The 26,293-nt window shown below is 71.8% G+C and carries 28 protein-coding genes and 1 other RNA gene; 15 read left to right on the plus strand and 14 right to left on the minus strand.

The window, feature by feature from the left end:
- Positions 1 to 10: 10 nt before the first annotated feature.
- Entirely contained in the window at positions 11 to 1,030 is a 1,020-nt protein-coding gene (locus tag ACFE76_RS04005; RefSeq protein WP_375430446.1) for a zinc-binding dehydrogenase, read from the minus strand.
- Positions 1,031 to 1,077: 47 nt separating this feature from the next.
- Between ACFE76_RS04005 and ACFE76_RS04010 the strand changes: the two genes are divergently transcribed.
- From ACFE76_RS04010 to ACFE76_RS04025, 4 genes are all read left to right on the plus strand, one after another.
- A complete protein-coding gene (locus ACFE76_RS04010) occupies positions 1,078 to 2,790 on the plus strand; it encodes an IlvD/Edd family dehydratase (protein WP_375430447.1) in 1,713 nt (570 codons plus the stop codon).
- Positions 2,777 to 3,505 (plus strand): VOC family protein, encoded by a 729-nt coding sequence (locus ACFE76_RS04015; RefSeq protein WP_375430448.1) that lies wholly within the window; start codon positions 2,777 to 2,779, stop codon positions 3,503 to 3,505. The genes ACFE76_RS04010 and ACFE76_RS04015 overlap by 14 nt, the downstream gene beginning before the upstream one ends.
- A 157-nt stretch (positions 3,506 to 3,662) precedes the next feature.
- Positions 3,663 to 4,169, plus strand: coding sequence for a general stress protein (locus ACFE76_RS04020; protein WP_375430449.1), 507 nt, complete (start codon positions 3,663 to 3,665; stop codon positions 4,167 to 4,169).
- Between the two features lie 338 nt (positions 4,170 to 4,507).
- Positions 4,508 to 5,035 (plus strand): GNAT family N-acetyltransferase, encoded by a 528-nt coding sequence (locus tag ACFE76_RS04025; RefSeq protein ID WP_375430450.1) that lies wholly within the window; start codon positions 4,508 to 4,510, stop codon positions 5,033 to 5,035.
- A 25-nt stretch (positions 5,036 to 5,060) separates the two neighbouring features.
- Here the strand turns inward: ACFE76_RS04025 and ACFE76_RS04030 are convergent, their stop codons facing one another.
- Positions 5,061 to 5,933, minus strand: a complete 873-nt coding sequence (locus tag ACFE76_RS04030) for a GTP-binding protein LepA (protein ID WP_375430451.1) — start codon at positions 5,931 to 5,933, stop codon at positions 5,061 to 5,063.
- A gap of 187 nt (positions 5,934 to 6,120) precedes the next feature.
- Here ACFE76_RS04030 and ACFE76_RS04035 point away from each other — a divergent pair, with 187 nt between their 5' ends.
- On the plus strand, positions 6,121 to 6,735 hold the full coding sequence (locus tag ACFE76_RS04035) for a sigma-70 family RNA polymerase sigma factor (protein ID WP_375430452.1): 615 nt from the start codon (positions 6,121 to 6,123) through the stop codon (positions 6,733 to 6,735).
- A 14-nt stretch (positions 6,736 to 6,749) separates the two neighbouring features.
- On the opposite strand, the gene ACFE76_RS04040 is transcribed toward ACFE76_RS04035, so the two are convergent.
- On the minus strand, positions 6,750 to 7,832 hold the full coding sequence (locus ACFE76_RS04040) for a magnesium and cobalt transport protein CorA (RefSeq protein WP_375430453.1): 1,083 nt from the start codon (positions 7,830 to 7,832) through the stop codon (positions 6,750 to 6,752).
- Positions 7,833 to 7,839: 7 nt separating this feature from the next.
- Positions 7,840 to 9,393: an aminopeptidase P family protein gene (locus ACFE76_RS04045; protein WP_375430454.1), complete on the minus strand. Its 1,554-nt coding sequence runs from the start codon at positions 9,391 to 9,393 to the stop codon at positions 7,840 to 7,842.
- 44 nt (positions 9,394 to 9,437) lie between these two features.
- Between ACFE76_RS04045 and ACFE76_RS04050 the strand changes: the two genes are divergently transcribed.
- Positions 9,438 to 10,343: an acyltransferase domain-containing protein gene (locus ACFE76_RS04050; RefSeq protein ID WP_375430455.1), complete on the plus strand. Its 906-nt coding sequence runs from the start codon at positions 9,438 to 9,440 to the stop codon at positions 10,341 to 10,343.
- Entirely contained in the window at positions 10,340 to 10,915 is a 576-nt protein-coding gene (locus ACFE76_RS04055; protein ID WP_375430456.1) for a histidine phosphatase family protein, read from the plus strand. Before ACFE76_RS04050 ends, ACFE76_RS04055 begins: the two co-directional genes overlap by 4 nt.
- An 18-nt stretch (positions 10,916 to 10,933) precedes the next feature.
- Here ACFE76_RS04055 and ACFE76_RS04060 read toward each other — a convergent pair whose 3' ends face one another.
- Positions 10,934 to 12,202 (minus strand): multidrug effflux MFS transporter, encoded by a 1,269-nt coding sequence (locus ACFE76_RS04060; protein WP_375430457.1) that lies wholly within the window; start codon positions 12,200 to 12,202, stop codon positions 10,934 to 10,936.
- Positions 12,203 to 12,447: 245 nt separating this feature from the next.
- Here ACFE76_RS04060 and ACFE76_RS04065 point away from each other — a divergent pair, with 245 nt between their 5' ends.
- From ACFE76_RS04065 to ACFE76_RS04075, 3 genes are read left to right on the plus strand one after another with little or no spacing between them, the layout of a single operon-like run.
- The gene (locus tag ACFE76_RS04065) at positions 12,448 to 13,143 is read left to right on the plus strand and encodes a zinc ribbon domain-containing protein (RefSeq protein WP_375430458.1); all 696 of its coding nucleotides are present in this window, start codon (positions 12,448 to 12,450) and stop codon (positions 13,141 to 13,143) included.
- 16 nt (positions 13,144 to 13,159) lie between these two features.
- A complete protein-coding gene (locus ACFE76_RS04070) occupies positions 13,160 to 13,732 on the plus strand; it encodes a reverse transcriptase-like protein (protein WP_375430518.1) in 573 nt (190 codons plus the stop codon).
- 39 nt (positions 13,733 to 13,771) lie between these two features.
- On the plus strand, positions 13,772 to 15,208 hold the full coding sequence (locus tag ACFE76_RS04075; protein WP_375430459.1) for an RNB domain-containing ribonuclease: 1,437 nt from the start codon (positions 13,772 to 13,774) through the stop codon (positions 15,206 to 15,208).
- An 8-nt stretch (positions 15,209 to 15,216) separates the two neighbouring features.
- Here the strand turns inward: ACFE76_RS04075 and ACFE76_RS04080 are convergent, their stop codons facing one another.
- The 3 genes from ACFE76_RS04080 to ACFE76_RS04090 form a co-directional block, all read right to left on the minus strand.
- Positions 15,217 to 15,972, minus strand: a complete 756-nt coding sequence (locus ACFE76_RS04080) for a hypothetical protein (protein WP_375430460.1) — start codon at positions 15,970 to 15,972, stop codon at positions 15,217 to 15,219.
- A gap of 4 nt (positions 15,973 to 15,976) precedes the next feature.
- On the minus strand, positions 15,977 to 17,410 hold the full coding sequence (locus ACFE76_RS04085) for a M15 family metallopeptidase (protein WP_375430461.1): 1,434 nt from the start codon (positions 17,408 to 17,410) through the stop codon (positions 15,977 to 15,979).
- 195 nt (positions 17,411 to 17,605) lie between these two features.
- On the minus strand, positions 17,606 to 18,442 hold the full coding sequence (locus ACFE76_RS04090; protein ID WP_375430462.1) for an Fpg/Nei family DNA glycosylase: 837 nt from the start codon (positions 18,440 to 18,442) through the stop codon (positions 17,606 to 17,608).
- Between the two features lie 49 nt (positions 18,443 to 18,491).
- Here ACFE76_RS04090 and arfB point away from each other — a divergent pair, with 49 nt between their 5' ends.
- Both arfB and ACFE76_RS04100 read left to right on the plus strand, forming a co-directional pair.
- Positions 18,492 to 18,941, plus strand: coding sequence for an alternative ribosome rescue aminoacyl-tRNA hydrolase ArfB (gene arfB / locus ACFE76_RS04095; protein ID WP_375430463.1), 450 nt, complete (start codon positions 18,492 to 18,494; stop codon positions 18,939 to 18,941).
- Between the two features lie 87 nt (positions 18,942 to 19,028).
- Complete coding sequence (locus tag ACFE76_RS04100; RefSeq protein ID WP_375430464.1) at positions 19,029 to 19,628, plus strand: hypothetical protein; 600 nt, start codon at positions 19,029 to 19,031, stop codon at positions 19,626 to 19,628.
- A gap of 43 nt (positions 19,629 to 19,671) precedes the next feature.
- On the opposite strand, the gene ACFE76_RS04105 is transcribed toward ACFE76_RS04100, so the two are convergent.
- The 4 genes from ACFE76_RS04105 to map all read right to left on the minus strand — a co-directional run bounded on the left by ACFE76_RS04105 (position 19,672) and on the right by map (position 22,152).
- Positions 19,672 to 20,355 (minus strand): hypothetical protein, encoded by a 684-nt coding sequence (locus ACFE76_RS04105; RefSeq protein ID WP_375430465.1) that lies wholly within the window; start codon positions 20,353 to 20,355, stop codon positions 19,672 to 19,674.
- Positions 20,356 to 20,508: 153 nt separating this feature from the next.
- Positions 20,509 to 20,787 carry a hypothetical protein gene (locus ACFE76_RS04110; protein ID WP_375430466.1) on the minus strand — a complete coding sequence of 93 codons (279 nt, stop codon included), beginning with the start codon at positions 20,785 to 20,787 and terminating at the stop codon, positions 20,509 to 20,511.
- A 50-nt stretch (positions 20,788 to 20,837) separates the two neighbouring features.
- An RNA gene (gene rnpB / locus ACFE76_RS04115) (RNase P RNA component class A) lies at positions 20,838 to 21,239 on the minus strand.
- A 49-nt stretch (positions 21,240 to 21,288) separates the two neighbouring features.
- Entirely contained in the window at positions 21,289 to 22,152 is an 864-nt protein-coding gene (map, locus tag ACFE76_RS04120; protein ID WP_375430467.1) for a type I methionyl aminopeptidase, read from the minus strand.
- Positions 22,153 to 22,187: 35 nt separating this feature from the next.
- Between map and ACFE76_RS04125 the strand changes: the two genes are divergently transcribed.
- Entirely contained in the window at positions 22,188 to 22,370 is a 183-nt protein-coding gene (locus ACFE76_RS04125) for an SPOR domain-containing protein (protein ID WP_375430468.1), read from the plus strand.
- A 4-nt stretch (positions 22,371 to 22,374) separates the two neighbouring features.
- On the opposite strand, the gene ACFE76_RS04130 is transcribed toward ACFE76_RS04125, so the two are convergent.
- On the minus strand, positions 22,375 to 22,761 hold the full coding sequence (locus ACFE76_RS04130; protein WP_375430469.1) for an SRPBCC family protein: 387 nt from the start codon (positions 22,759 to 22,761) through the stop codon (positions 22,375 to 22,377).
- Between the two features lie 179 nt (positions 22,762 to 22,940).
- On the opposite strand from ACFE76_RS04130, the gene ACFE76_RS04135 reads away from it, so the two are divergent.
- Positions 22,941 to 23,330, plus strand: coding sequence for a hypothetical protein (locus tag ACFE76_RS04135; protein ID WP_375430470.1), 390 nt, complete (start codon positions 22,941 to 22,943; stop codon positions 23,328 to 23,330).
- A 4-nt stretch (positions 23,331 to 23,334) separates the two neighbouring features.
- A complete protein-coding gene (locus ACFE76_RS04140; RefSeq protein WP_375430471.1) occupies positions 23,335 to 24,153 on the plus strand; it encodes a transglutaminase family protein in 819 nt (272 codons plus the stop codon).
- A 27-nt stretch (positions 24,154 to 24,180) separates the two neighbouring features.
- Here ACFE76_RS04140 and ACFE76_RS04145 read toward each other — a convergent pair whose 3' ends face one another.
- Positions 24,181 to 26,229 carry an NAD(+) synthase gene (locus tag ACFE76_RS04145; RefSeq protein WP_375430472.1) on the minus strand — a complete coding sequence of 683 codons (2,049 nt, stop codon included), beginning with the start codon at positions 26,227 to 26,229 and terminating at the stop codon, positions 24,181 to 24,183.
- Positions 26,230 to 26,293 lie beyond the last annotated feature (64 nt).

Raw genomic sequence — 26,293 nt, forward strand, 5'->3', positions numbered from 1 at the left:
GCCGCCCGGGTCAGCCGTGCCGCGAGGGTTGGACGTGGATCTTCGGCCCGGACCCCGCCTGGGCGGGCCGCTCGCCGCGGAACAGGGCCGGGACCTGCGACAGTCCGACGACGGCGGCGACGAGGTCGTCGGGCACCACCTCACCGGCCGCGTACCAGGCGATGACCCCCTCGAGCCCGGCCGAGGCACCCAGCAGCCCGCTCACGGTGAGGTCACCGAAGACCAGGTCGCGGGTGTCGACCATGCTGGGCTGGTTCGCCAGCCCGACCAGGACCAGGTGGCCGCCCGGTTCGACCAGCCGGACGGCGCGCTGCGCGCTGTCCGGCCCACCACTCGCCTCCATCACCACCTCGAACGACGGTTCGTCGGGCAGGTCGTCCGGGGCGACACCGACGGCGCCGAACCGGCCGGCCAGCTCCAGGGCTTCTGGCCGAGGGTCGGCGACCGTCACGGTGGCGCCGTGCGCGACGGCGAACGCGGAGCAGAGGTGGCCGATGGTGCCGCCGCCGAGCACGAGCACCCGCTCGCCGCCGCGCAGGGCCGCCGCGCGGACGGCCCGCAGCGCGACTCCGCCCGGCTCCACCAGGGCACCGGCTGCGGGGCTCAGCACCTCGGGGATGGCGTACAGCGCGGAGGCCGGCAGCGCCAGCCGTTCGGCGAGCGCCCCCGGCTGGTCCCCGCGGATGCCGATCTCGGTCCGGACGGCGCACACGTGGTGCCGACCCGACTGGCAGCGGCGGCACCGGCCGCAGCCGAGCATGGTGTCACCGACGACCCGGCGGCCGAGCCAGGACTGGTCGACGCCGGCGCCGACCGACCGCACCCGGCCGCACCACTCGTGTCCGGGCCGGATCGGGAAGGTGGTCAGGCCGTCGCGGACGTAGCTGAGGGTGCCGTGGAAGAGCTCGAGGTCGGTACCGCAGACTCCCGCCTGCTCCACCTCGACGACCACCTCGCCGCCGCGCGCCCGGGGGACCGGGACCTCGCGGACCTCCGCCTCGCCCGGTGCCGTGATGACCAAGGCCCGCATGGCCCAGAAGCATAGAGCCCAGGGCCGACATGGCCTTGGGTCGGGCCATGCGCAGTGACGCGTGGTTCGGGGAGGTGGCGGGCGTCCGGGACGCCTACATCCACCGGGCCTGGATGCGCCGCGGGACGCCGGCGGACTCCTTCGACGGCCGGCCGCACATCGCCATCGCCAACACCGCCTCGGACCTCACCCCCTGCAACGCCCACCTGGACGAGGTCGCCCGGTCGGTCCAGGCGGGGATCTGGGCAGCGGGCGGGGTGCCGCACGTGATGCCGGTGATGTCGCTGGGCGAGACGCTGATGCGGCCGACGGCGATGCTGTGGCGCAACCTCGCGGCGATGTCGATCGAGGAGATGCTGCGGGCCAACCCGGTCGACGGTGTCGTGCTGATGGGCGGCTGCGACAAGACGATCCCGTCGCTGCTGATGGCGGCGAGCTCGGTCGACCTGCCTGCGGTCGTGGTGCCCGGCGGACCGATGCTCACGGGCACCTTCCGCGGCCGTCCGCTGGGCTGTGGCACCGACGTCTGGCGGCTGTCGGAGGAGGTACGGGCCGGCACCCTCAGCGCGGCGGAGTTCAGCTCGTCGGAGTCCTCGATGATCCGCAGTGCCGGCCACTGCAACACGATGGGCACCGCGTCCACGATGGCGTGCATGGCCGAGGCGCTGGGGATGACGATCCCCGGCTTTGCTGGCGTGCCGGCCGTCGACGCCCGGTTGCGGTCGATGGCGCACGAGACCGGCCGGCTGGCGGTCCGGCTGGTGCACGAGGACCGTCGGCCCTCAACGGTGATGACCGCGATGAGCTTCCGCAACGCCATCGTCACCCTGGCCGTGATCGGCGGGTCGACCAACGCCGTCGTGCACCTGCTCGCCATCGCCGGCCGGCTCGGGGTGGACCTCGGTCTGGACGACTTTGACCGGATCGGCCACGACGTGCCGTTGCTGGTCAACCTCCAGCCGTCCGGGGAGCACCTGATGGACGACTTCTTCCGCGCCGGCGGGCTCCGGGCGGCCCTGCGCGAGGTCGCCGACCTGCTGTCTCCGGACGCCGTCACCGTCACCGGGCAGCCGTTCGTGGCCGGCCTGGACGAGGTGAGCACCTTCGACACCGACGTGGTCCGTAGCCGGAGCGAGCCGCTGCAGCCGGCCGCGGGGATCGCCGTGCTGCGCGGCAACCTCGCCCCCGACGGGGCGATCATCAAGCCGTCCGCCGCCTCGCCCGAGCTGTTGGTGCACCGCGGCCCGGCGCTGGTCTTCGACAGCATCGAGGACGCGCACGCCCGGCTGGACGACCCCGACCTCGACGTCACCGCCGACTCGGTGCTGGTGCTGCGCGGCTGCGGGCCCCGGGGCTATCCGGGCATGCCCGAGGTCGGCAACCTGCCGCTGCCCCGTGCCCTGCTGCGGGCCGGCGTCCGGGACATGGTGCGGGTCAGCGACGCACGGATGAGCGGGACGGCGTACGGGACGGTGGTGCTGCACGTCGCCCCCGAGGCGGCGGCCGGCGGTCCGCTGGCCCGGCTGCGGACCGGCGACCTGGTCGAGCTGGACGTCCCCAGCCGACGGCTCGAGGCCGTCGTCGACCCGCAGGAGTGGGCGTCCCGGACGCCCGCCGCCACGTCCACCGACGCCTACGCCCGCCCGGTCCGCGGCTGGGAACGGCTCTACGTCGACCACGTGCTGCAGGCTGACCGGGGTGCCGACCTCGACTTCCTGGTCGGCCGCAGCGGAGCGGAGGTGGCCCGTGAGTCCCACTGAGCCCGATCCGGCGGAGGTGCCTCCGGGGAGGCTGCGCTTCAAGGACCTCTGCCTGGACGCGGTGGAGCCGGCGGTCGCCGCCCGGTTCTGGAGCGCCGCGCTGGGGCTGGAGGCGACGGACCGCGGCGACCTGTACGTGCTCACCGACGACCACGCGGAGCACACCCTCTGGGTCAACCGGGTGCCCGAGCCGCGGACCGTCAAGCAGCGGGTGCACCTCGACCTGCACGTCCGGGCGGTAGCGGACCTGGTGGCGCTCGGCGCCACGGTCGCGGCGGAGCTGCCGCACTGGACGGTGCTACGGGACCCCGAAGGCGGCGAGCTGTGCGCGTTCGAGCGTCCGCCGGACCAGCTGCCGCCCTACCGGATGTACGAGCTGGGCGTCGACGCTGCGGACTCGGCCGCTATCGCCGGCTGGTGGGCCGAGCTGTTCGGCGTCGAGGTGCACCAGGACGAGAGCGGGGAGCTCTGTTGGCTGGAAGGCGTGCCGGGAATGCCGTTCGGGCTGGACTTCGTGACGGTGCCCGAGCCCAAGCAGGTCAAGAACCGGGTCCACTCGGACGTCTGGGGTCGGACGGCCGACGCGGTCGCCACCGGCGCGCGGCTGCTCCGCGCCCGCGACCACCAGATCAGCTGGGACGTGCTCGCCGATCCCGAGGGCAACGAGTTCTGTGTCTTCCCCCTCGCGCCAGAGAACGCGCCCTCGACAGGCTGACACGACGACGGGGTCTCGACGGACGACCCAAGAACGCGCCCTGAGCGAGTCGAGGGCACGTTCTGGTCCCATGGCCTCGTGGGATGCGATCGGGACGCACAGCGGACGGACAGCAAGTCCCGGTAGATTTGTCCTCCAGAGGTCCAGGAGGACAAAGATGAGCATGTCGCAGCAACGACCCATGGGTTCGATCTTCGAGCTGGAGTTCCCGCAGTCGGTGGGTATCTACTCCAGCTACGCCGACGCGCAGAAGGCGGTCGACTTTCTCGCCGACGAGAAGTTCGAGGTGCAGAACCTCGCCATCGTCGGCACGGAGCTGAAGTCCGTGGAGCGCGTCCTCGGCCGTCGGACCTGGAGCACGGTGCTCCTGGCCGGCGTCCAGTCAGGGGTCTCGACCGGTCTGCTGGTGGCGGTCGTCATCCTGATCTTCCTCAAGCCGGCCAACTTCTTGCTGCTCCTGCTGGTGGCGATGGTGATCGGCATCGCGCTGGCGATGGCGTTCGGTGCGCTGGGGTACGCGGCGACCCGCGGCAAGCGCGACTTCACCTCGGTCACCCAGACGGTGGCCACCAAGTACGAGGTGCTCTGCGAGCACAAGGTGGCCGCCCGGGCCCGCGAGATGCTGCTCCAGCTGCCGGGAGCCCGCGCCGCCGCGTTCGAGTAGGTGCCGGATCCGGAACGTGGTGAGGAGCACCCGCATGAGGTACGTCATCCTGATCCGTTCCCATCCCCAGCCCTGGGGTCACCCGACGTCGGACTTCCTGGGCGACGGCCAGTGACGTTCTGGTGCGGCGGCACCGCGACCTCGGCGACGGCGAGGACGCCGCCCCAGAGGCGCTGCAGGCGGCCGCGGTCCACCGAGCCGGCCGACACGTTCACCGCGCCGGGCGCGGACACCCGAGCCGCGAACGACGACATCACTGGGTAGACAACCGCCGGGGTAGTCGCGGCTCAGGTCTACCCGATCCTTGGGAGCGCGGGCAGACCGTTAGCGTGACGTGGGTGAGCGATCCCTGGATCCGGGACGCGACGCCGGCGGACGCCGAGGCGTGCGCGGCGATCTACGCCCCGTACGTGCTCGAGACGGCGATCTCGTTCGAGACCGAGCCGCCCACGACGGCCGATCTGGGTGAGCGGATCGCGGCCGCCCAGGCCGGGCACGCCTGGCTCGTCCTCGGCGACGACACCGGCCTGCGCGGGTACGCCTACGCGGGTCCGCTCAAGTCCCGCGCCGCGTACCGGTGGGCGTGCGAGGTCAGCGTCTATCTCCGGCAGGGCTCTCAGGGCCGCGGCGGCGGCCGGATGCTGTACGAGGCCTTGCTGTCGCGGCTGCGGGAGCGCGGCTACCGGACGGCCCTGGCCTGCGTCACCCTGCCCAACGAGGCGAGCGACCGGCTGCACCGCGCGTTCGGCTTCGAGCCCGCAGGCACCTGGTCGCGGGTGGGGTGGAAGTTCGAGACCTGGCACGACGTCGGCTTCCTGCAGCTCGACCTCGAGCCGGGTGCCGGTCCGCCCGACGAGCTGCGCTGACCAGCACCTTGGAGTGACACATGGCTCAGGCGGCGCGCAGCGCCTGCTCGCGGTAGAGCTCGGCGGCGTCGCGGAAGGCGGCCAGCGCGTACTCCGGCACCGCCAGCCCGTCGTGAGCGGCGTCCAGCAGCTGGGTCTCGACCCGGACGACGTCGCGGACGAGCCGTTCGACGTCGCGGTCGAGCCCGAGCTCGACGAGCACGCTGCCGAAGCTCGTCCGCTGCTCCTTGGTCTTGGCGCCGACCACGGCGAAGGTCTTGGAGCGCAGGAACCGCGCCATGTGCAGCTGCCACGGGGCGAGCACCCCGCGCTGCACCATCTCGAGCGCGCTCAACCGGTAGAACGCGAAGTGGCCGGGCTCCTGCACCTTGATCGCGTCGATGACGGTGTTCTTGATCGCCGTCTCGCCCATCGCGCCCAGCTCGTCGCTCATCGCCTGGTATGCCAGCATCGCCGACTTCTCCGTGGCCGCGCCCGTGAGGTAGTAGAGCAGCCGGATCACCTCGTGCACGACCGGTAGGTGCGCCAACGCGCCCAGCAACCGGATCCGCGGCGGGACCGAGCCGAGGTCGGGCTCGGTCGGCGGCATCCCGATCCGCTGGCTGAGGGTGTCCAGCAGGACGCCGTGGTGCTCCTCCTGCGGGCCCCACACGTCGGCGTAGAACATTCGGTCGGTCTCGCTCACCCCGGGCAGCAGGACGGCGAGCTCAAGCACGTTCCGCTCGACCTCCATCTCGACCCGAGCCATGTACTCCAGCGGACCGGCGAAACGGCGGCGGACGGCAGCAGCGTCGCGGGCGCCGTAGTCGGCCGACGCGAGGTCGACCGGCGGGTGACGCTCACCGAGGCGTTCGACGTGGGCGAGGATGCGGGCGGCATCGGCTCGGGGTTGGGACATGGAGCTCCTTCGTGACAACGACACCCTTGTTTCGGCGCGCCGGCGCTCCGGGATTGTCAGACCCTCTCAGGGACCAGAAGCAAGACGTGTCGCGCGCGTTGTGGTCGCCGACGACTGGTTGCGGTCCCCGTGCATACTGGGCTCACCGGGGGTTCGGCAGTACCAAGCGAACCGAGGAGAACCGAGAATGACTGGTTCGACCGATCTTGCCCAGCACCCTCCGGCGCCGTCTTCTCTCGACCAGCTCCTGGTCGAGTCCGGCTCCGGTCTCGAGGAGTCGTTCGAGGAGCTGCACCGCCGTACTCGCGAGCGGGTGCACGCCGTCGCGTTGCGCATCGTCCGCTCCTCCGAGCTCGCGCGCGAGGTGACGCAGGAGACCTACCTCGAGGTGTGGCAACAGGCGGACCGGTACCGGGCCGACCGGGCCTCGGTCATGGGCTGGATCACGATGATCGCGCGCCGCCGGGCCATCGACCGGGTCCGGTCGGTCTCCCGGGCCTTGGGTCGGGAGCAGCGCTACACCAGGGGCGCCCCGGGCGTGGTGGAGGACGACCACGCCGAACGGGTCGTGGACCGGTTGGAGGCCGCCCGGCTGCATCCCTTGCTGGCGGCCCTGAGCCCGCTGCAACGGGAGGCGTTGACCTTGGTCTACCTGCAGCGGCAGTCACCGCAGGAGGCAGCGACGCTGCTGGGCGCCCCGCTCAGCACGCTCAAGACCCGGCTGCGCGACGGCTTGCAACAGCTCCGACAGCGGCTGCCCGACGCGCCCGGCGGCACCCTGACCTCGGGCAGTCACTGGTGAGCTGAGCGCAGGACTCAGAGCCAGCGGTTGCGTTTGAACCCGAGGTACAGGCTGACCATGATCAGTCCGATCAGCCCGAGGATCAAGAAGTAGCCGTACTGCCAGTGCAGCTCGGGCATGTTGTCGAAGTTCATGCCGTAGACCCCGGCCACCATCGTGGGCACGGCGACGATGGCGACCCAGGCGGAGATCTTGCGCATGTCCTCGTTGTCGGCCACCGACGCCCGGGCCAGCCCCGCCTGCAGGATCGAGGTGAGCACCTCGTCGAAGGAGGCGACGGCTTCCTTGGCCTCGGTGTGGTGGTCGGCCAGCTCGCGGAAGTAGGCCCGGCTCTCCTCACCGATCCCGGGCAGCTCGCGGGTGGCGAGCCGCAGCAGCGGTCCGCCGAGGGGAAGGACCGAGCGCTTGAACTCGATCAGCTCGCGCTTGAGCTGGTAGACGCGGTCGACCTCGTGCTGTCCACCGCGGGAGAAGACACGGGTCTCGACCTCGTCCACATCGGTCTCGAACTCGTGCACCACGGCCAGGTAGTCGTCGATGATCTTGTCGGCGAGCGCGTAGAGGACCTCCGACGGTCCGCGGGAGAGCCGGCGTGGGTCGGCCTCCAGCGCCCGCCGGAGCGCCGACAGCTGGGCGTGCTCACCGCGCCGGACGGTGATCACGAAGCCCTCGCCGAGGAACACCATCACCTGGCCGGTGGCTACCACCTCCGAGCTCTCGGTCAGCTCCTCGTGGTCGACGTAGGCGACGGTCGAGATGACCATGAACAAGGTGTCGCCGAAGACCTCGAGCTTGGAGCGGGTGTGCCCGTACGCGGCGTCGTCGACGGCCAACGGATGCAGGTCGAACTGCTTGGCCAGCGCCGCGAGGTCGGCGTCCAGCGGGTCCTTGAGCCCGAGCCAGACAAAGCCCTCACCCGCCTGGGCCTGCCGGGCCGCCAACGACAGGCTGGCCACCGGGCGCCGGACGCCGTCGACGTACCAGGCCCAGGCGACGACGGAGTCCGCACTCTGCGGGTGCGGTCGCGACGTCGGCTCGAGCCGTCGGTTCAGAGCGGGGAGGTGCGGCAGGTGGCGTCGCTGCGGCGTCGTCGTCACGGCCGGCTCAGTCTCGGGTGCCCGGCGCGGCGACGGCTGCGCCCGTCGAGGGGGGCGGCTGCTCCCCGGCCCAGACGGCGGCCATCCACGCCTCGACGTCAGTGCTGCTGCGGGGGAGCAGGGCGGAGAGGTTCTCGTTCCCGTGCTCGGTGATCACCAGGTCGTCCTCGATCCGGACGCCGATGCCACGCAGCTCCTCGGGCACCAGGGCGTCGTCGGCCTTGAAGTAGAGGCCGGGCTCGACGGTCAGCACCATCCCGGGCCGCAGCGTGCCCTGGCGGTAGTTCTCCAGTCGGGCCTGGTTGCAGTCGTGCACGTCGATGCCCAGGTGGTGGGAGGTGCCGTGCACCATCCAGCGACGGTGCTGGCCGCCCTCGGTCGACAGCGAATCCTCGGCGCTGACCGGCAGCAGGCCCCACTCCTCCAGGTAGCGGGCGATCACCGCGACGGCGGCGCGGTGGATGTCGGAGAACGTCGCGCCCGGCTGCGCAGCGGCGATCCCGGCCTCCTGGGCCTCGAGGACGGCGTCGTAGACCCGTCGCTGCGCGTCGCTGAAGCGGCCCGAGATCGGCAGTGTCCGGGTGACGTCGGCGGTGTAGAGGCTGTCCAGCTCGACGCCGGCGTCGATCAGCAGCAGGTCGCCGGAGCGGACGTCGCCGTCGTTACGGATCCAGTGCAGGGTACAGGCGTGGTTCCCGGCCGCGGCGATGGTGTCGTAGCCGACGGCGTTGCCGGCGTGGCGTGCGTGCAGCCCGAAGACGCCCTCCACCCAGCGCTCGCCCCGGCCGCGGCGGACCGCCTCGGGCAGGTCGGCCACGATGGCGGCGAAGCCGTCAGCGGTCTGGCGGCAGGCCTCGCGCATCTGCTCGACCTCGAACGCGTCCTTGACCAACCGCAGCTCACTCACCGCCACCCGCAGCTCGCCGTCGGCCTCCTCGGGGCAGAGCTGGTCGGCCTCAGCCTCGGTCTGCGGGTCCGGCGTGGTCCGCAGCGCGGCGATCGCGTCGACCACGGGACCGTCCAGGGTCTCGGTCAGCGTCCGGATCCGGGTGGTGTCGGCGTTCTTGGCCAGCCGTTCGGCCAGCTCGTCGACGGGAGCGCACGGGATGCCGCAGAGGGCGGACATCTCCTCCAGCGACGGCCGCTGGCCGACCCACATCTCGCCGTAGCGGGTGTCGGCGTAGAACTCGGCGGAGTCGCGGGGGGCGCGCGGCTTGATGTAGAGCGTCGACTCGTGACCGCCGTCGACGGGCTCCAGCACCAGCACGGCGTCCGGCTCGCGGTCGGTGCCCAGCCCGGTCAGGTGCGCGAACGCCGAGTGCGGGCGGAAGCGGTAGTCGGTGTCGTTCGACCGGATCTTCAGCCCGCCGGCCCCGATCACCACCCGGTCCCCCGGGAACAGGGTGCTGACGGCGTCGCGCCGGGCGCCGGCGACTGCTGAGGCCGGGAGGGGGTCCGGCAGCTCGGTGGGGTAGGGCTCCCAGCCCTGGCCGATGAACGCTCGAAAGGCCTCCGAGAAGGGGGTCTGGCGGTTCGGCAGGGCAGGCTGACGATCGCTCATGAGTGCATTCTTGCACTCGGGCCGAGGGCTTCTAGGGTGTGCAAGTGTCCCTCGATCGAGACCATCAGCTCCACGACGTCCTCCAGGGTGCTCAGCTGCCGCGGTGGCTCGACCGGGTGGGACTGCGGCCGGACGACCGCGCCGACGTCGAGGCGCTGATCGCCGCCGTCCTCGACCGGCCCGAAGACCTCGTCGTGGTCGACCGGCTGGCCGAGGCGTTGCGGCGGACGCTGGGACGCTTCCCCGGCGAGCCCGACCGCGACCCGTTCCCCGGCTACGACCCGGCGGCCGATCCGTACGCCCCCGGAGCGCTGCCCCTGCTGGCGCTGCTGGCGACGGCCCCGGACCTGGTCGCGTTCCACGCCAGCCGCGGGGTCGAGGAGGCGGTGAGCGCGCGCACGCTGACCGAGCTGGGCCAGCAGGCGTGGGTGCACCGCCGGACGTACGGCCGGTTCGGGGTGCACACGTACGGCTGGCTGCCGGTCAGCTGGTCAGGATCGCTCTACTGGCTCGGCCGGCTGCAGTTCAACCTCGAGCTGCAGTCTGAGGGCTGGGTCTGCTCCACCCACATCCCGCAGGCCGGCCCGCTCGACCCGGCCGCGGTGGACGCCTCGTTCCGGAGTGCCGCCGCCTTCTTTCACCAGCACTTCCCCGAGCGGCCCGTCACCGACTTCTGGTGCCACAGCTGGCTGCTCGACCCGGCGCTGGCCGCGGCGCTCGACCCGGCGTCCAACATCGTTCATTTTCAGCGGCGCTGGCACCTGTACGGTGACCCCATGCCGGGGGACGAGGACGCGCTCTTCTTCACCTTCGCGCACCGCGGCGAGGTCGACCTCGACGCGCTGCCCCAGCAGACGTCGCTGCAGCGAGCGATCGTGCAGCGGCTCCGGACGGGCGACCACTGGTCGCTGCGGACCGGTCGGATCCCGATCAGTGAGGCAGTCGCATGACCCAGCTGTACGTCGTCCGGCACGGCGAGACCGAGTGGAGCGCGAACGGCCGGCACACCTCGGTGACCGACCTGCCGCTGACCGAGCACGGCGAGGAGCAGGCCCGCGCCCTCAAGGGCCACCTGCGTCCGGCGGACTTCGGGCTGGTGTTGAGCAGCCCGCGCCGCCGGGCCCGGCACACCGCCGAGCTGGCCGGCTTCACCGGCGACCACGAGCCGCAGCTCGACGACGACCTCGCCGAGTGGGCGTACGGGGACTACGAGGGCCGGACCAGCGCCGACATCACCGAGGAGGTGCCGGACTGGACGATCTGGACCGACCCGGTGCCCAACGGGGAGTCCGCCGACCAGGTCGCCGAGCGGCTGGACCGGGTCGTGGCCCGGGTCCGCGACTCAGGCGTCGAGCGGGCCCTCTGCTTTGGCCACGGCCACGCGCTGCGGGCCCTGGCGATGCGCTGGCTCAACTTCGACCTCCGCTACGGCCTGCACTTCCCCCTCGACACCAGCACCATCTCGGTGCTCGGCGAGGAGAAGGGCCAACCCGCCCTGGAACGCTGGAACGCCCGCCCGTAAGGAGAACCCGAGGACCGGTCAGCGGTAGGAGACGCTGCTGAGCGGTCGGCGTGAGGTGAGCAGCAGGACGAGGCCCAGTGCACTGGTGCCCAGCAGGACGCCGGCCATCGGGACGCCCGTGCCGTCGGCGAGCGCGCCGACGAGAGGGGCGATCAGACCGCCGAGCACGAACTGGGCCGACCCGAGCAGGGCCGCCGCGCTGCCCGCCGCCTCGCCGTGCCGGTTGAGGGCGATGGCCGGGGCGTTCGGGAACGACAAGCCGGCCGAGGCGACGATGAACCAGAGCGGCACCAGGAAGCCGACCAGCCCGCCGAAACCGGTGATCGCGGTGGCGACCAGGGCCGCGGAGGCCAGCGTGGACACGGTCACGGCGACCAGCAGGATCGTGACCGGGCTGACTCGTCGGACGAGCAGCGGGTTGACCTGGGTCATCACGATCAGCCCGACGGCGTTGGCGCTGAACGTCAGGCCGAACTGCTGCGGGCTGAGCCCGTACAGCTCCTGCAGCAGGAACGGGACGCCGGAGATGTAGGCGAACAGGGTGGCAAAGCTCAGCCCGGAGACCAGCACCATGACCACGAACAACCGGTCGTGGAACAGCACGCCGTACGAGCGCAGGGCACCGCGGACGCTGACCGACGAGCGGCGGACGGTCGGCAGGGTCTCGGGCAGCGCGACCAGCGCGAGCACGAAGAGCAGGACGGCGGCGACGGCGATCAGCACGAAGATGCCGCGCCAGGAGGTGAAGCCGAGGAGAACGCTGCCGAGCGAGGGGGCCAGCACGGGGGCGACGCCGATGACGAGCATCAGCCGGGACAGCAGCTGGGCGGCCTTGACGCCGCTGAACAGGTCGCGGACGATCGCCATCGACACCACCGCGACGGCCGCACCGCCGACGCCCTGCATGGTGCGCGTGAGGGCCAGCAGGGTGATCGAGGGGGCGAGGGTGCAGAGCACCGACATCAGGCCGTGCACGGTGAGGCCGACGAGCAGCGGCTTGCGCCGGCCGACCGCGTCCGAGAGCGGGCCGATCAGCAGCTGACCGAGCCCCAGGCCGACCAGCAGGCCGGTGATCGTGAGCTGGGCCTGGGAGTCGGTGGCGCCGAGGTCGGCGCGCAGCTGGGGCAGCGCCGGCAGGTACGTGTCGAGGGTCAGCGGTCCGATGGCCGACAGCGCGCCCAGCACCAGGACCAGCTGGACGTAGCGGCGGCCGACGAACCGGCCGGCCGGAGCGTCGGTACCGGTGGTGCGGACGTCGACGGTGGTCGGGTCGGCGAGCGTGGTCACGAGTCGTCCTTGGAAGAGCGGGTGGGCTCTGGGAGGGAGCCGGGCAGGCACGACGGTGTGACAGTGGCGGCAACCTCGACCAGGACCGGTTCATTCCCGTTCGTCGGGGAGGACTCGGGGTGGTTACCGGCGGCCGAGAATGCGTAGGGTTGGGTGCTGGGAGCCCGTACGGGTCCTCGTCGCGGAGGGAGCTCGTCATTCAGGCCGATCCAGGGGACCAACGGCGTCTGCTCGACCTGCAGGCGGTGGACACCGCGCTGGCCCAGCTGGCGCACCGGCGTCGGACGCTGCCCGAGCACGCCGAGATCGCGCGGCTGCGGGACAGCCGTACCCACCTCGCCTCCGACCTCGTCGGGGCTGACACCTCGGTCTCGGACCTGGAACGCGAACAGCGTCAGGCCGAGCACGACCTCGATCCGGTCCGTGCACGCCTCGACCGCAACCAACGCCGGGTCGCCGACGGTTCCGTCGGTGACCCACGCGCCCTGAGCTCGCTGATCGAGGAGATCGACCACCTCAAGCGCCGGATCGACACCCTCGAGGACGCCGAGCTCGAGGTGATGCAACAGCTCGAGACAGCGTCCGAGGACCGCGAAAAGCTGCGCCGCGAGGCCGCCGAGCTCGACACCCAGCTGGCGATACTGTCGGCCAAGCGCGACCAGCAGCTGCGCGAGCTCGAGGTGGAGATGTCCGACCGGCAAGTGGTGCGGGAGGGCATCGTGCCGTTGCTGCCGAAACCGCTGATCACGCTGTACGACAAGATCGCGGCCACCCACGCCGGCGTCGGCGCCGCCGAGCTGCGGGCCCGTCGCTGCACCGGCTGCCAGCTCGAGCTCAACTCCGCCGACCTGCGCGGCTTTGCCGCCGCCGCGGCTGATGAGGTGCTCCGCTGCGAGGAGTGCGGGCGGATCCTGGTCAGGACGCCGGAGTCGGGCCTGTGACGACGGGAGCCTGGTGATGGTGCGGCGCCCGCTCGACAGCCAGGCCGGTCCCGACTTCTTCGCCCCTGAGGGCGACGAGCACGGCTTCGACCCGTACGAGCGGGAGCCCGACCCCGCTGACGCGCGGGGCGAGCCGGTCTCGGACCGCGTGACCCGACGGTTCGTCGTCGAGGCGGACGGCGGCTCCCGCGGCAACCCGGGCCCGGCGGCGTACGGGGCCCTGGTCCGCGACGCCGACTCCGGTGACACCCTGGCGGCGGAGGGCCTGGCCATCGGCCGGGCCACCAACAACGTCGCGGAGTACCGCGGGCTGATCGCCGGCCTCGAGATGGCTCGCGCGCTGGACGCCGACGCGCCCGTCGAGGTGCGGATGGACTCCAAGCTCGTGATCGAGCAGATGGCGGGCCGGTGGAAGGTCAAGCACCCGAGCATGCTGCCGCTGGCCAGGCAGGCGTCGCAGGTCCGGCCGCGCCAGGTCATCTGGACCTGGGTGCCGCGGGAGGAGAACAAGCGGGCCGACGCCCTGGTCAACTCCGCGTTGGACGGTACGCCCGTCCCGCGCCCCGAGAGCGCGCACGCAGCGGACTGACCGGCGGTCGGGCGGTCCCCGCCCTTGTAGTCTGCGGCCATGCCTGCACGCAAGGTCGAGCTGCCTGTCGTCGTGCCGCCGGAGCTGGCGGCCGGCCTGGCCCGGATCCGGACCGACCTGCAGGTGCCGGAGGACTTTCCGGCCGAGGTGACCGCGGCGGCCGTACGGGCGGCCGCCGGCCCGCGGCTGCCTGAGCTCGACCGCACCGACCTCGAGCTGGTCACCATCGACCCGCCGGGCTCGCGCGACCTCGACCAGGCCCTGCACCTCGCGCGCGATGGTGAGGGTTTCGTCGTCTCCTACGCCATCGCCGACGTCGCCGCGTTCGTCACCGCGGGCGACCCGATCGACCTCGAGGCGCACCGGCGCGGGATGACGCTGTACGCGCCCGACCACCGCACCCCGCTGCACCCACCGGCGCTGAGCGAGGGCGCGGCCAGTCTGCTGCCCGACCGGGTGCGGCCCGCCCTGCTCTGGACCCTGCGGCTCGACGCGCGCGGCCAGATGACCGACGCCGAGGTGGTCCGGGCCCTGGTACGCAGCCGCGAACAGCTCGACTACCCAGCTGTCCAGGCCGAGATCGACTCGGGGTCGGCCCGGGAGTCGCTGGCGCTGCTCAAGGTCGTGGGCCAGTGGCGCGAGCAGCGCGAGCGCGAGCGCGGCGGCGTCAGCCTGCAGATCCCCGAGCAGGAGGTCGTGCCCGGGCCCGACGGCTGGCGGCTGGAGTTCCGGGCGCCGCTGCCGGTCGAGGGCTGGAACGCCCAGATCTCGCTGCTCACCGGGATGGCCGCCGCCCACCTGATGCTCTACGGCCAGGTCGGCATCCTGCGCACCATGCCTCCGGCCGACCCCGGTGCGCTACGGCGGCTGCGGCAGACGGCCAAGGCGCTGCAGATCGGTTGGCCGGCCGAGCTCGACTACCCGGAGTTCGTCCGCAGCCTGGATCCGCACCTGCCCGCGCACGCCGCGATGCTGGACGCCTGCACGATGCTCTTCCGCGGCGCCGGCTACCAGGCCTTCTCGGGCAGCGTGCCCGCCGACGCCGAGCACTCGGCGCTGGCCATCGACTACGCCCACTGCACCGCGCCGCTCCGCCGGCTGGTCGACCGCTACGCCGGGGAGGTCTGTCTCGCGCTCTGCGCGGGCACGCCCGTCCCGGGCTGGGCCATGCGCGCGCTGGACGCACTACCGGCCGAGATGGCCGCGGCCGACCGGCGGGCCAAGAAGTACGAGCGCGCGGTGATCGACCTGGTCGAGGTGTGCCTGCTGGCCGCCCGGATCGGCGAGGTGTTCCCCGCGACCGTGATCGAGGTCGACACCGCCCGCCGGCACGGCACCGTGATGGTCGCCGACCCGGCCGTCGAGGCCAAGGTGACCGGGCCGGACCTGCCGCTCGGTCACGAGGTGTCGGTCCGGCTGGTGACCGCCGACGTAACGAAGGGGTCCGTGGCCTTCGAGCTCGTCTCCTCCTCCTAGCCCTCCTCCTAGCCCAGCGCGGTCAGCAGCGTGCGCGCCTTGGCTGCCGTGATCCGGTGCCCGGCGTCGGTCAGGATCACCAGCGTCACCCGGGTGCCGGACTGCTTGGCCACCTCGGTCCACTCGCTGTCGGGATAGGTACGCCGGTCGACCAGCTCGTCGGCTCCCGCGCCCGACAGCGGCACCAGCTCGATGTGCACCGGGTCGGCCAGCGGCGTACAGGCCCGAACCTGGTCGGTGTAGCGGGACCAGTACCGGCTGGCGGCCTCGGCGTCGGTGAACTCCAGGGCCAGGCCGACGCCCGGGTTGCCGTCGCGGTCGACGTAGCTGCCCTCCAGCGCCGCGACCGGGTCGGGGTAGTCGTCGCGGGTGACGTCGGCGCAGCCGATGGTGATCACGTCCTGAGCGGCGTAGCGAGCGTCGCGCGCGTGCACCCAGGTGCCGTTGCCGCGGAAGCCCTCCTCGTCGCCGCCCTCCTTCGCCACCGTCCGCCAGCCGGCCGGGACGGGGAGCGCCGCCGCCCTCAGGTCGCCGGCCGTCGACGGGGCCGGTGCCGTGGGGGCCGGGGGCGGCGGCAGCGTGTTGGTCGTCGTCGGCTCTGCCGGTTCGACGGAGGAGGCCGGCGTGGGACCGGTACTCGAGGCGGTCGCCGTCGGGGTCGGGGCGAGAGTGGGGGCCGGCGCGGACGGGCTTCGTGCCGAGCAGGCACTGAACGTGAGCGCGGCCAGGGCGACGGCGGTCGCGCGGGTCAACCGCGCCCGCACGCGCTCACGGCCGGTACTCGAAGTGTTGGTAGTCCCGTCCCGGCGACCACAGCCCGCCCCAGAAGAAGTCCTCGGAGCGGAGCTTCTTGGTCAGCGCGGACTTCTTCCCCAGCATGCCCTTCTTCAAAGGCGAGCGGTCGCGGTACTTCTTTCCGTTCGACGGCCACCACGTGCCGTTGCTGTCGCGGTACGGGTTCTGGACGGTGTTGACGTCGATGGCGATGCCGTAGGAGTGCGGCGACTGCGCGTACGGGTTGCCGACGACCTTGCGGCAGTTGAAGCCGCTGGTGTTGTTGGCCTTCATCTGCTTGGGGTCGTTGCCGCCGTAGACGTTCGGGTTCTTCATCTTGGCGATCGGGTACCGCTTGGCCAGTCCCTTGGCGAACGACCGGGTGATATCGGGCACCAGGTCGGTCCGGATGATCAGCACGCCCCGGTGCATCCTCTTGTCGAAGCCGTAGAAGTTCATGCTGACCGTCTGCAGCTTGGACCGGCCGACGGGGCAGCCCTTGCGGTAGGTCTTGTCGACGTCGGCCTTGGTGGTGTCGACGGCCACCGCGTGCAGCACGGCGACCCGGTTGACCGTCCGGGTGCCGCTGGCTTCCCAGCGGTCCCGGTTCGCGGCGTGGAAGGTGCTGCGGACGGTGTAGCGGGTGAGGTGGCCCTTCCCGTAGCCGAAGCCGACCCGGAAGTGGCCGGCCGCATCGGTGACGGCCGAGCCCACGGCCTTATCGGTCTTGCCGACCCGCACGTTGAGGCGGATCTTGACCCCGGCCCGGGCCGGGACGACCGAGCCGGTCAGCGTGGGCTTGGTCAGACTGTCGGTCTTCTTCGCCGGCGCGTTCAGGTGTACGGCGGAGTCGCAGACGGTGACCGACGCGGTCGGGCTGGTGATCTCGTCACCGCTGCCCGGCGCCCCGCCGGTGGTGGCGGCAAAACTGACGACGCCGCGGGCGGTCACCGGCCACGAGGTCGCGTACGCGCCGGCGGTGACCATGGTCGTCGCGACCTTCACCCACCCGCCGGTCGTCGTCCGCCGATAGACCTCGATCCGGCTGCCGTCGGCGACGCCGCTGGTGTGGCCCGAGAACCCGTAGCGGCCGATGTCCTGGAAGAAGCGGCCGGCCTGCGGGCTGCCGACCGACGCGACCGCCAGGCTCAGGCTGCCCGGGTCGGTCGCCTCCGCCTGGGTGGCCGGGCGCTGGGGTGTCGCCGTCGGGCTGGGGAGCGGCGTCGGGGTGGCGGTCGACCCGGGAGTCGTCGTCGGCTCTGGGGTCGCGACGGGGGTGGGAGTCGGCGTGGTCGCCGGGGTGATCGTCGCGGCCGGGGTGGGGGAGGGGGTCTCGGCGAAGGCGGGGGCAGCGCCCAGCGTGAGCAGCACGCAGAGCGAGCCGGCGAGCGCCGTGCTGCGACTGCTGCGCGAGGGGGAAGTTCGCACGTCGACGCCTTTGGTGGGGTGGATCGGTCCGAGTTCGAGGATCGTACCCCGAGCCTTGCCGCTAGCCAGGCCTTGAACCAGCAACCCGTCCCGAGCTGGTCGGCGGATTCGAATAACGTGCGACATGGTGCCGCGAGTACGCGGCACCATGTCGCACGATGTTTTCACCTGCTCGCCGGAGCGCGGCTGGGCCGGTCAGCGCTGCTCCTGCGGGCACCACCAGGTGGTGCGGCCGCCGACGGTGGCGGTCTGCATCTCGGCCCCGCAGCGTGGGCAGTGGCGGCCGCGGCCGCGGAACTCGATCACCTCGCCGGTGTGCACGTCGCCGTGCTCGATGGCCGCGCGGGTGGCCTCGTGGAGTGACTCGTGCAGGGTCGCCAGCTCGGCCGCGCTGAGCTCGTCCGCCGGACGCTGCGGCGACAGCCGCGCCTGCCAGAGGGTCTCATCAGCCAGCAGGTTGCCGACGCCGGCGATCACCGACTGGTCGAGCAGCCGCGCCTTGACCGGAGCCCGGCTGCGGCTGACGCGGGCGGCGAGCTCGTCGGCGCCGACCTGCTCGGCGTCCGGTCCGAGCGCGCTGAGGTCAGGGTCGAGCCGGACCCGGCCCAGGCGCCGCTTGTCGAAGAGCCGCAGGGTGCCGCCGTCGGTGAAGGTCAGGGTGAAGCGGTCCCAGACCGGCTTCCGCTCCGGAGCGCTGCCGCCCTCGCCGTACCGGCCGCCGACCCAGTCGCCGCCCTCGGTCAGGTCGCCGCGCGGCGAGGTGATGAGGATCCGACCGCTCATCCCGAGGTGCAGGCCCAGCACCGGGCCAGGCGTCCGGGCGCGACCCACGCCGGAGGTCTCGCACCACATCGACTTGCCGCGGCGGAAGGCGCCGGTCAGCATCCGACCGACGAGGACGTCTCGGATCTCGCCGGGCGCGTGGGGCCGGCACTCCCAGCTGTCGGTGTCGTCGACATCGGCGATCCGCCGTCGCAGCCCGGCCCGTTCGATGGCGGCGCGGGCGCTCTCGACCTCGGGCAGCTCTGGCACGCGCACAGTCTGCTCGCCAGGCCAAGGCGGCTGCGTAGGCTGGTCGGCCATGAGGGTCGACGGTCCGTTGCCGGTGTCGCAGGACCTGGTCGTCGAGGCTGATGAGCTGCGTTGGCGCTTCTCGCGATCGTCTGGACCGGGTGGTCAGGGCGTGAACACCACCGACAGCCGGGTCGAGCTGAGCTGGCGTCCGGACGGCTCGCCCGGCGTGGCCCGGCTCAGCCCGCTGCTGCGGGAACGGCTGACCGAACGCCTCGCCGGCTCGCTCGTGGACGGCGCGGTGGTGATTGCGGCTTCGGAGTACCGGGCGCAGCTCCGCAACCGCCAAGCCGCTCGGGAGCGCCTCGTCCGTGTGCTGCAGCAGGCGCTGGCGCCGCCGCCGCCACGCCGGCGCCGTACGGCGCCGACCCGGGGCTCGGTGGAGCGCCGGCTGCAGGCCAAGAAGGTCCGGTCCCAGGTCAAGGCCCGCCGAGGCGGCCGCGGAGCCGACTGGTCCTGAACGGGTTGGCGTCTCGGCTAGCCGGGGTCGGCGAGCGTGCGATGCTGCCATGCTGTGGTCCATCGTCTCGCTGCCCCGGAGGTATCTGTGCGTCGACTGCTGCTGCTGATCACGACCAGCGCACTCCTGGCGTTCGGGGCCTGCAGCCCGACCGCTCCGGAGACGGTCGAGCCACCGGCCAGCCCGGTCACCAGCCCGCCGGTGAGCCCGTCGGTCAGCCAGGGCCCGTCAGCTCAGGAGAGCCCGACCCCCACCGCTTCCCAGGACACCGACGACGACAGCGTCGAGGAACAAGGTGACGAGTCCGACGACGAGACCTCCTTCGCGGACGCGTACTCCTACTCCGACGGTGTCAAGGTCGAGGTGACCAAGATCAGGCACGGCACCCGCGGCAAGAAGGGGGCCTGGGTCCAGCTCACCGTCCGGGTGACGAACGGGTCGAAGGAGCGGATGGCTGAGCCGGTGGGCGACTTCGAGCTCTCCTACGGTCCGGACAAGGACGTCGCGGACCCCCTCTCCGTGCCGGGCGTACGCAACCGAGACCTATCCGGGAGCATCGCCCCGGGCAAGGCGAACACCACGTCCGCCTCGTTCAGCGTCCCGGTGAAGGACCAGGACGACGTGGTGCTGGGCTTTACCCCCGACATCAGCCACGACACCGCGTACTTCTCGGGATCGATCGTCTGACTGAAGGTGCGCCGACCCGGGGGGAGCGGCGCAGCTCAGCGACTCAGCCCGGCTTCGTGCCCTCCACGCAGAGCTGGGTGCTCACCTCCGCGGGGTGCATCCGGTGCTCCAGACCCTTCAGCTCGGGATGGTTGCTGTCGCCGGCGACGCAGCGCTCCACCTCGAAGCCGACGGCCCGCAGCTCGGCGGCGAGCGCGGCGTAGTCGTAGCAGAAGCCGCGGTAGTGCTCGGCGCCCACGTAGACCTCGGCCAGCAGCTGCACCGGATGGTCCATCGTGTTGCCGAGCTCGGCGTTACGGGCCATCCCGAGGCGAGCCAGCTCGCCGTTCTCGAGGTAGCTGCGGGCGCTGGCCTCGACGTCCGGCGTCGCGAGCCGGATCACCCCGCCCGGGGCGAGTGCGACGTACGCGTGCCGCATCAGGTCGCGGCCCTGGGCCAGCGTCAGGTGCTCGATGACGTTGTCGCCGTAGACGAAGTCGACGCTGCCGGCCGGTACCGGCCAGGGTTGGGTCGCGTCCAGGTGGGCCGGGCAGGGCCAGGCGATGTCGGTGTTGATCCAGTCCGGCAGCCCGCGGCGGCCGGCCCCGACGTTGACCTGCACCAGGCCCTCGGTGCGGGCGCGGGCGACCTCGGTCACAAGGCGTCGTCGTCGACGGTTCCGCAGCGCCACGTCGTAGACGCGCCGTCGCCAACCCCCGAGGACACGCCGCCACATGGCGTGTGTCATGCACGAACGGTACAAGCCGAGCGCGTCCTGTAGGCGTTGTCCACAGCGCAGCCGGCGTTCCGACCCGTCAGTCCAGCCGTACTGACCCCGTACCCGTCGTGGAGTCCCGCGTCACTGTCCCCCTCGAGCCTTGACTTGCTAGAGGGTGGAGCCTCAGGCGTGGCCCGCGGAGCTCGGGAGCGAGCCGTCGGGACCGTCGTCGCCGGGCACGGCCTCCGCTGCGTCCTCAGAGCTGATGGTGACGCCGGCGACCGGGTTGCCCTCGGACGTCCCGCCCGTCTGGGCTTTCGGCAGCTCGCCCGGTCCGGGGGCGTCCCGCGGAGGCGCACCGCCGTCGTTCGCCCGGCTCACGGCGATGGAGGTGTCACGGGCGGCGGCGCGAGACTCCCGGTTGTCGTACGGGTCGATGGTCTCTGCTGCCTCGGTGCTCATGGCGTCGACCCTACTCGGGCGGGGTGCGGGGTCGCGTTTCGTCACGAGAGCGGACGAGTCGGTCGGTAAGCCGGATTCTGTCACCGGCCCGAGGGCCGGGGGCGATCATCCATCTGCGACCGCTGTTGCCAGCGGCCTGGTGCGACCTACCCGGAGACTCGGGCGAGCAGCCCTCGAACGCCTCCGCAGACACGGGCTTACCCGTGTCCTCTTGGTCTTGCTCCCGGTGGGGTTTACCGAGCCACCCCAGTCACCTGGGGTGCTGGTGGTCTCTTACACCGCCGTTTCACCCTTACCCCCGCGTTGCCGCGAGGGCGGTCTGTTTTCTGTGGCACTGTCCCGCGGGTCACCCCGGGTGGGTGTTACCCACCACCGTGCTCTGTGGAGTCCGGACTTTCCTCGATCCCGCCACCCGCAAGGAGCAACGGAGCCGCGACCGCCTGACCGACTCGTCCGTGGGCCACCTTAACCGAGTACGACGCTCACGGTGCTCGAGCCCCCTCAGCGGCTGACAGGTCGGGGCAGCGTGAGGATCTCGGCCCCGGTGTCGGTGACGACCAGGGAGTGCTCGAACTGGGCGGCGCGGCTGCCGTCGGCGGTGACGACGGTCCAGCCGTCGTCCCACAGCCGCCACGCTGAAGTCCCCAGGGTCAGCATCGGTTCGATGGTGAAGGTCATGCCCGGCCGCATCACCGTGTCGTGCCGCGGCTCGTCGTAGTGCGGAATCACCAGGCCGGAGTGGAAGGTGCTGTGCACCCCGTGCCCGGTGTAGTCGCGGACCACGCCGTAGCCGAACCGGCGGGCGTAGCTCTCGATCACCCGACCGATCACGTTGACCTGCCGTCCCGGTCGGACGGCGGCGACCCCGCGGCGCAGCGCCTCGGCCGTCCGTTCGCTCAGCAGCGCCGAGGCCTCGTCGAGCTCACCGCAGCCAAAGGTGGCGCAGGTGTCGCCGTGCACCCCGTCGACGTAGGCGGTGATGTCGATCTTGACCAGGTCGCCGTCGACCAGCGGACGGGCGTCCGGGATGCCGTGACAGACCACCTCGTTCACCGAGGTGCAGCACGACTTGGGGAAGCCACGGTAGCCGAGCGTGGACGGGTACGCCCCGGCGTCCAGCAGGTACTCGTGCGCCACCCGGTCGATCTCGTCGGTGGTCACGCCAGGCGCGATCACCGCGGCCGCCGCCTCGATCGCCCGGGCCGCGATCCCTCCGGCCACGCGCATCTTCGCGACCGTCTCGGCCGACTGGACGTCCGGGCCTTCGTACGGACGGGGAGCCGGCCGGCCCACGTACTCGGGTCGCACGATCCGGCTGGGCACCGACCGGACCGGCGACACTGGCGCGGGCAGGACAGGAGTCACGGCCGACACTGTAGAGGTCGCGGTAGCCTCGCGGCATGGCCGAGAACCAGTGGTGGTACGACCTGACGACCAAGTCGGCGGTGCAGGACAGCCGTGCGGGCAAGTCCGCGGACCGGCTGGGCCCCTATCCGAGCCGCGAGGACGCCGAGCGCGCGCTGGAGAAGGTCGCCGAACGCAACGACACCTTCGACCACGACCCGCGGTGGAACGACGACTGAGGGCTCAGCGAGCGACCAGCCGGCGGAGCGCGATCCAGGCGAGCGGCGCATAGGCCAGCAGGACCGGGTCGGGTCCTTCCAGCACCAGCAGGGTGCCGGACCCGGCGCCGTCGGCGTACACCTCGTGCTGCAGCGTCATGCTGACCGGGCCCATCCGGACCACCCAGCTCCACGTCCGGGCCGCGTCGTCGACCCCGGTGACCGTGAACGGCAGCCCGAGCCCGACCGGGGTCCAGACGGTACCGGTCAAGCCGAGAGCAATCCGTTCCGCGTCGGCCTCGACCCGGCGGATCTGCGGCGACCAGGTCGGCCACAGGGCGATCCGCTCGTAGCGCTCCCAGGCCCGCTCCGGTACGGCTGCGCCGCGGGCCGACAGGCGGCGGGTGGCCATCGTTGCTTCCTCCAGTCCAAGACGGGCGGCCGGTTCCGGGCAGCCCGGTCAGCGCGCGTTACCGTCCGGTTTCAGCGCCGGACACCCCCGTCTGCGCCGGCGCGGCTCATCGTAAACTCACCCTCCGGGGGACGACGCGTGCGTCCGACCCGACTACGCCCCTGTGGAGGAGACCCGCGATGAAGATCGTCAAGATTCGTACCGTCCTGCTGGCCGGGCTGGCGGGCGGTGTCGGATACGTCCTGGGCACCCGGGCCGGCCGCACTCGCTTCGAGGAGCTGAAGGTCCAGGCCGACAAGCTGCGCACCCAGGCCGAAAAGCTTGCTCGCAGCCCGCAGGTGCACGAAACCGTGGGCAACGTCGCCGACAAGGTCAAGGAGAGCGCCGCCAAGCTGCCCGACCCGGTCGCCGACGTGGTCACCAAGGTGGCCGACAGTGCGCACGAGGCCACCGCACCCGAGACCCCGGCGGCGGGCGGGACGGGCGACGGCACCCCGCTGTCGGGCGTGACCACCGATGACGTGGCCGGTCCGGAGCACCCCGCGCCCGAGACCAGCCCGGGCGTCTGAGCCGGTGAGCTCCCGCACCCTGTCCATCGGCTGCGAGTTCGTCCACCAGTCCCGCTACGACGTCGCGACCATCTTTCAGGTCGAGCCCGTGGCCGACCAGGACGCCGAGGTGGTCGAGTCTCACTGGTCGTTCGACCCGTACGTCGCGTCGACGACCTACACCGACCTGTACGGCAACCGGTGCCGTCGGTCGACCGTCTCGGCCGGCCGTTCGGTGATCAGCTACTCGGCGACGGCCATCGTCCCGGATGCCGTCGAGGACGCTGACGAGGGCGCACCCGAGATCGCGCCGGAAAAGCTGCCCGACGACGTGTTGATCTACACCCTGCCCAGCCGCTACGCCCTGCCCGACGTGCTGGGCAAGGAGGCATGGAACCGCTTCGGCAGCCTGACCCCGGGCTACACCCGCGTGCAGGCGATCTGCAACTACGTCAACAGTCACCTGACCTTCCAGTACGGCTCCAGCGGACCCCGGTCCACGGCTGCGGACGTGCACGCGTCGGGCTACGGGGTCTGCCGCGACTTCACCCATCTCGCGGTCTCGCTCTGCCGGGCGCTCAACATCCCCGCCCGCTACGTCTTCGGCTACCTGCCCGAGATCGAGGTCGACGTGAAGCCGTCACCGATGGACTTTGCCGCCTGGATGGAGGTCTACCTCGGTGACCGCTGGTACACCTTCGACCCACGCAACAACGAACGCCGCAAGGGCCGGGTGCTGATCGGCCGCGGCCGAGACGCCGGGGACGTGGCCATGGCCACCACCTTCGGCTCGCCCTATCTCGAAAAGATGGTCGTCATCGCCGAAGATAAGCCGGAAGCCTAGCTGCGCGAGCGTCCGCGCGAGCGCAGCTCAAAGAGTTGGGACATTGCGCGCCAGCTCGTCCAGCCAGGCGCGGGCGTTGCCGTCGGAGGGGGCGCGCCACTCGCTGCGCGGGGACAGTGACCCGCCTGCGACGACCTTCGGGCCGTTGGGCATGGCTGAGCGCTTGAACTGGGCGAAGCCGAAGTAACGCCGCAGGAAGACGTCCAGCCAGTGCCGGATCGTCGGCAGGTCGTAGGCGGTCCGGCGGTCGGCGTCGAAGCCCGGCGGCCAGTCGCCGGCGTCGACGTCGGCCCAGGCGTGCCGGGCCAAGAAGGCGATCCGGCTCGGCGGGAAGCCGTAGCGCAGGACGTGGAAGAGCGTGAAGTCCTGCAGCGCGTATGGGCCGACCTGGTCCTCGGTGCTCTGCGGCCGTTCGCCTTCGGCGACCGGCACCAGCTCGGGGGAGATCTCCTGGGCGAGGATCACCTGCAGGATGGCGTTGGTCTCCTCCTCGAACTGGCCGGTGCCGATCACCCAGCGGATCAGGTGCTGGATCAGGGTCTTCGGCACGCCGGCGTTGACCCCGTAGTGCGACATCTGGTCACCGACCCCGTAGGTGCACCAGCCGAGCGCGAGCTCGCTCATGTCGCCGGTGCCCAAGACGATGCCGCCACGCTGGTTGGCCAGCCGGAACAGGTAGTCGGTGCGCAGCCCGGCCTGGACGTTCTCGAAGGTGACGTCGTAGACCGGTTCGCCGCCCGCGAACGGGTGGTCCAGGTCGGCGAGCAGCTGACGGGCCGCCGGCCGGATGTCGAGCTCAGCGAAGGTGACGCCCAGCGCGTGCGACAGCCGAGTGGCGTTGTCCTTCGTGCCACTCGTGGTGGCAAACCCGGGCAGCGTGAAGGCGAGGATGTCGCTGCGCGGGCGGCCCAGCCGGTCCATCGCCTGCGCCGCCACGATCAGCGCATGGGTGGAGTCGAGACCACCGGACACCCCGATGACGATCTCCGGGCCGCCGATCGCCGACAGCCGCTGCTCGAGCGCGGAGACCTGGATGTTGTACGCCTCGTAGCAGTCCAGCGCCAGCCGGTCGGGGTCGTCGGGGACGAAGGGGTACCGGTCGACCCGACGGCGCAGACCGAGGTCGGTCCGGGGCGGGTCGAGGGTGAACTCGACCGTCCGGTACGCGATCCCCCCGCGGTCGGCGAGCGTCCGGCGGCTGTCGTCGAAGGTTCCTTGGCGCAGCCGTTCCTGACGCAGCCGCAGCAGGTCGACGTCGGCGACGGCCCGCTGGTCGGTGGTGGAGAAGCGTTCGGTCTCGGCCAGCAGCTCGCCGAGCTCGTAGACCATCGTCTGCCCGTCCCAGGAGAGGTCGGTGCTGGACTCGCCCGCTCCCGCGGCGGCGTAGGCGTACGCGGCGAGACAGCGGGCCGAGCTCGAGCGGACGAGCAGCCGCCGGTCCTCGGCGCGGCCGACGGTGATCGGGCTGCCGGACAGGTTCAGCAGCACGGTCGCGCCCGCCAGGGCGGCGGTCGCGCTCGGCGGCACCGGGACCCACATGTCCTCGCAGATCTCGACGTGCACCACCAGTCCCGGCACGTCGGTGGCGGTGAAGAGCAGGTCGGGCCCGAACGGCACCTCGACGCCTCCGAGCACGATCGCCTGCCCCGCCCGGTCGTCGCCGGGTGCGAAGTGGCGGCGCTCGTAGAACTCGCGGTAGGTGGGCAGGTAGGACTTGGGCACGACACCGAGCACAGCCCCGTCCAGGATGACCACGGCGGTGTTGAACAGCCGGTTCCCGTGCCGCAGGGGTGCTCCGACGACCAGCAGTGTCCGCAGCCCGGCCGACCCCGCGACCAGGTCGGCGATGGCCTCCTCCACCTGGTCGAGCACGACCTCCTGCAGGAACAGGTCCTCGATGGCGTAGCCGGTCAGGGCCAGCTCGGGAAAGAGCGCTACGCCCACGCCCTCATCGGCACCGGCCCGGGCCTCAGCAAGCACCGCGGCCACGTTCGCCTTCGGGTCGGCGATGACTACCGGTGTCGTGCACGCGGCCACGCGGACGAAACCCTGGTCGTAGACCGAGTCGAAGTTCACGGTCGCAGTCTGCCAAACCGGACCTGTCCCGGGGGCGGGCGGTGCGCGACACTAGGCCTGTGGA

Origin of the sequence: uncultured Friedmanniella sp. (assembly GCF_964244005.1) — a bacterium.
Classification (GTDB): domain Bacteria; phylum Actinomycetota; class Actinomycetes; order Propionibacteriales; family Propionibacteriaceae; genus Microlunatus.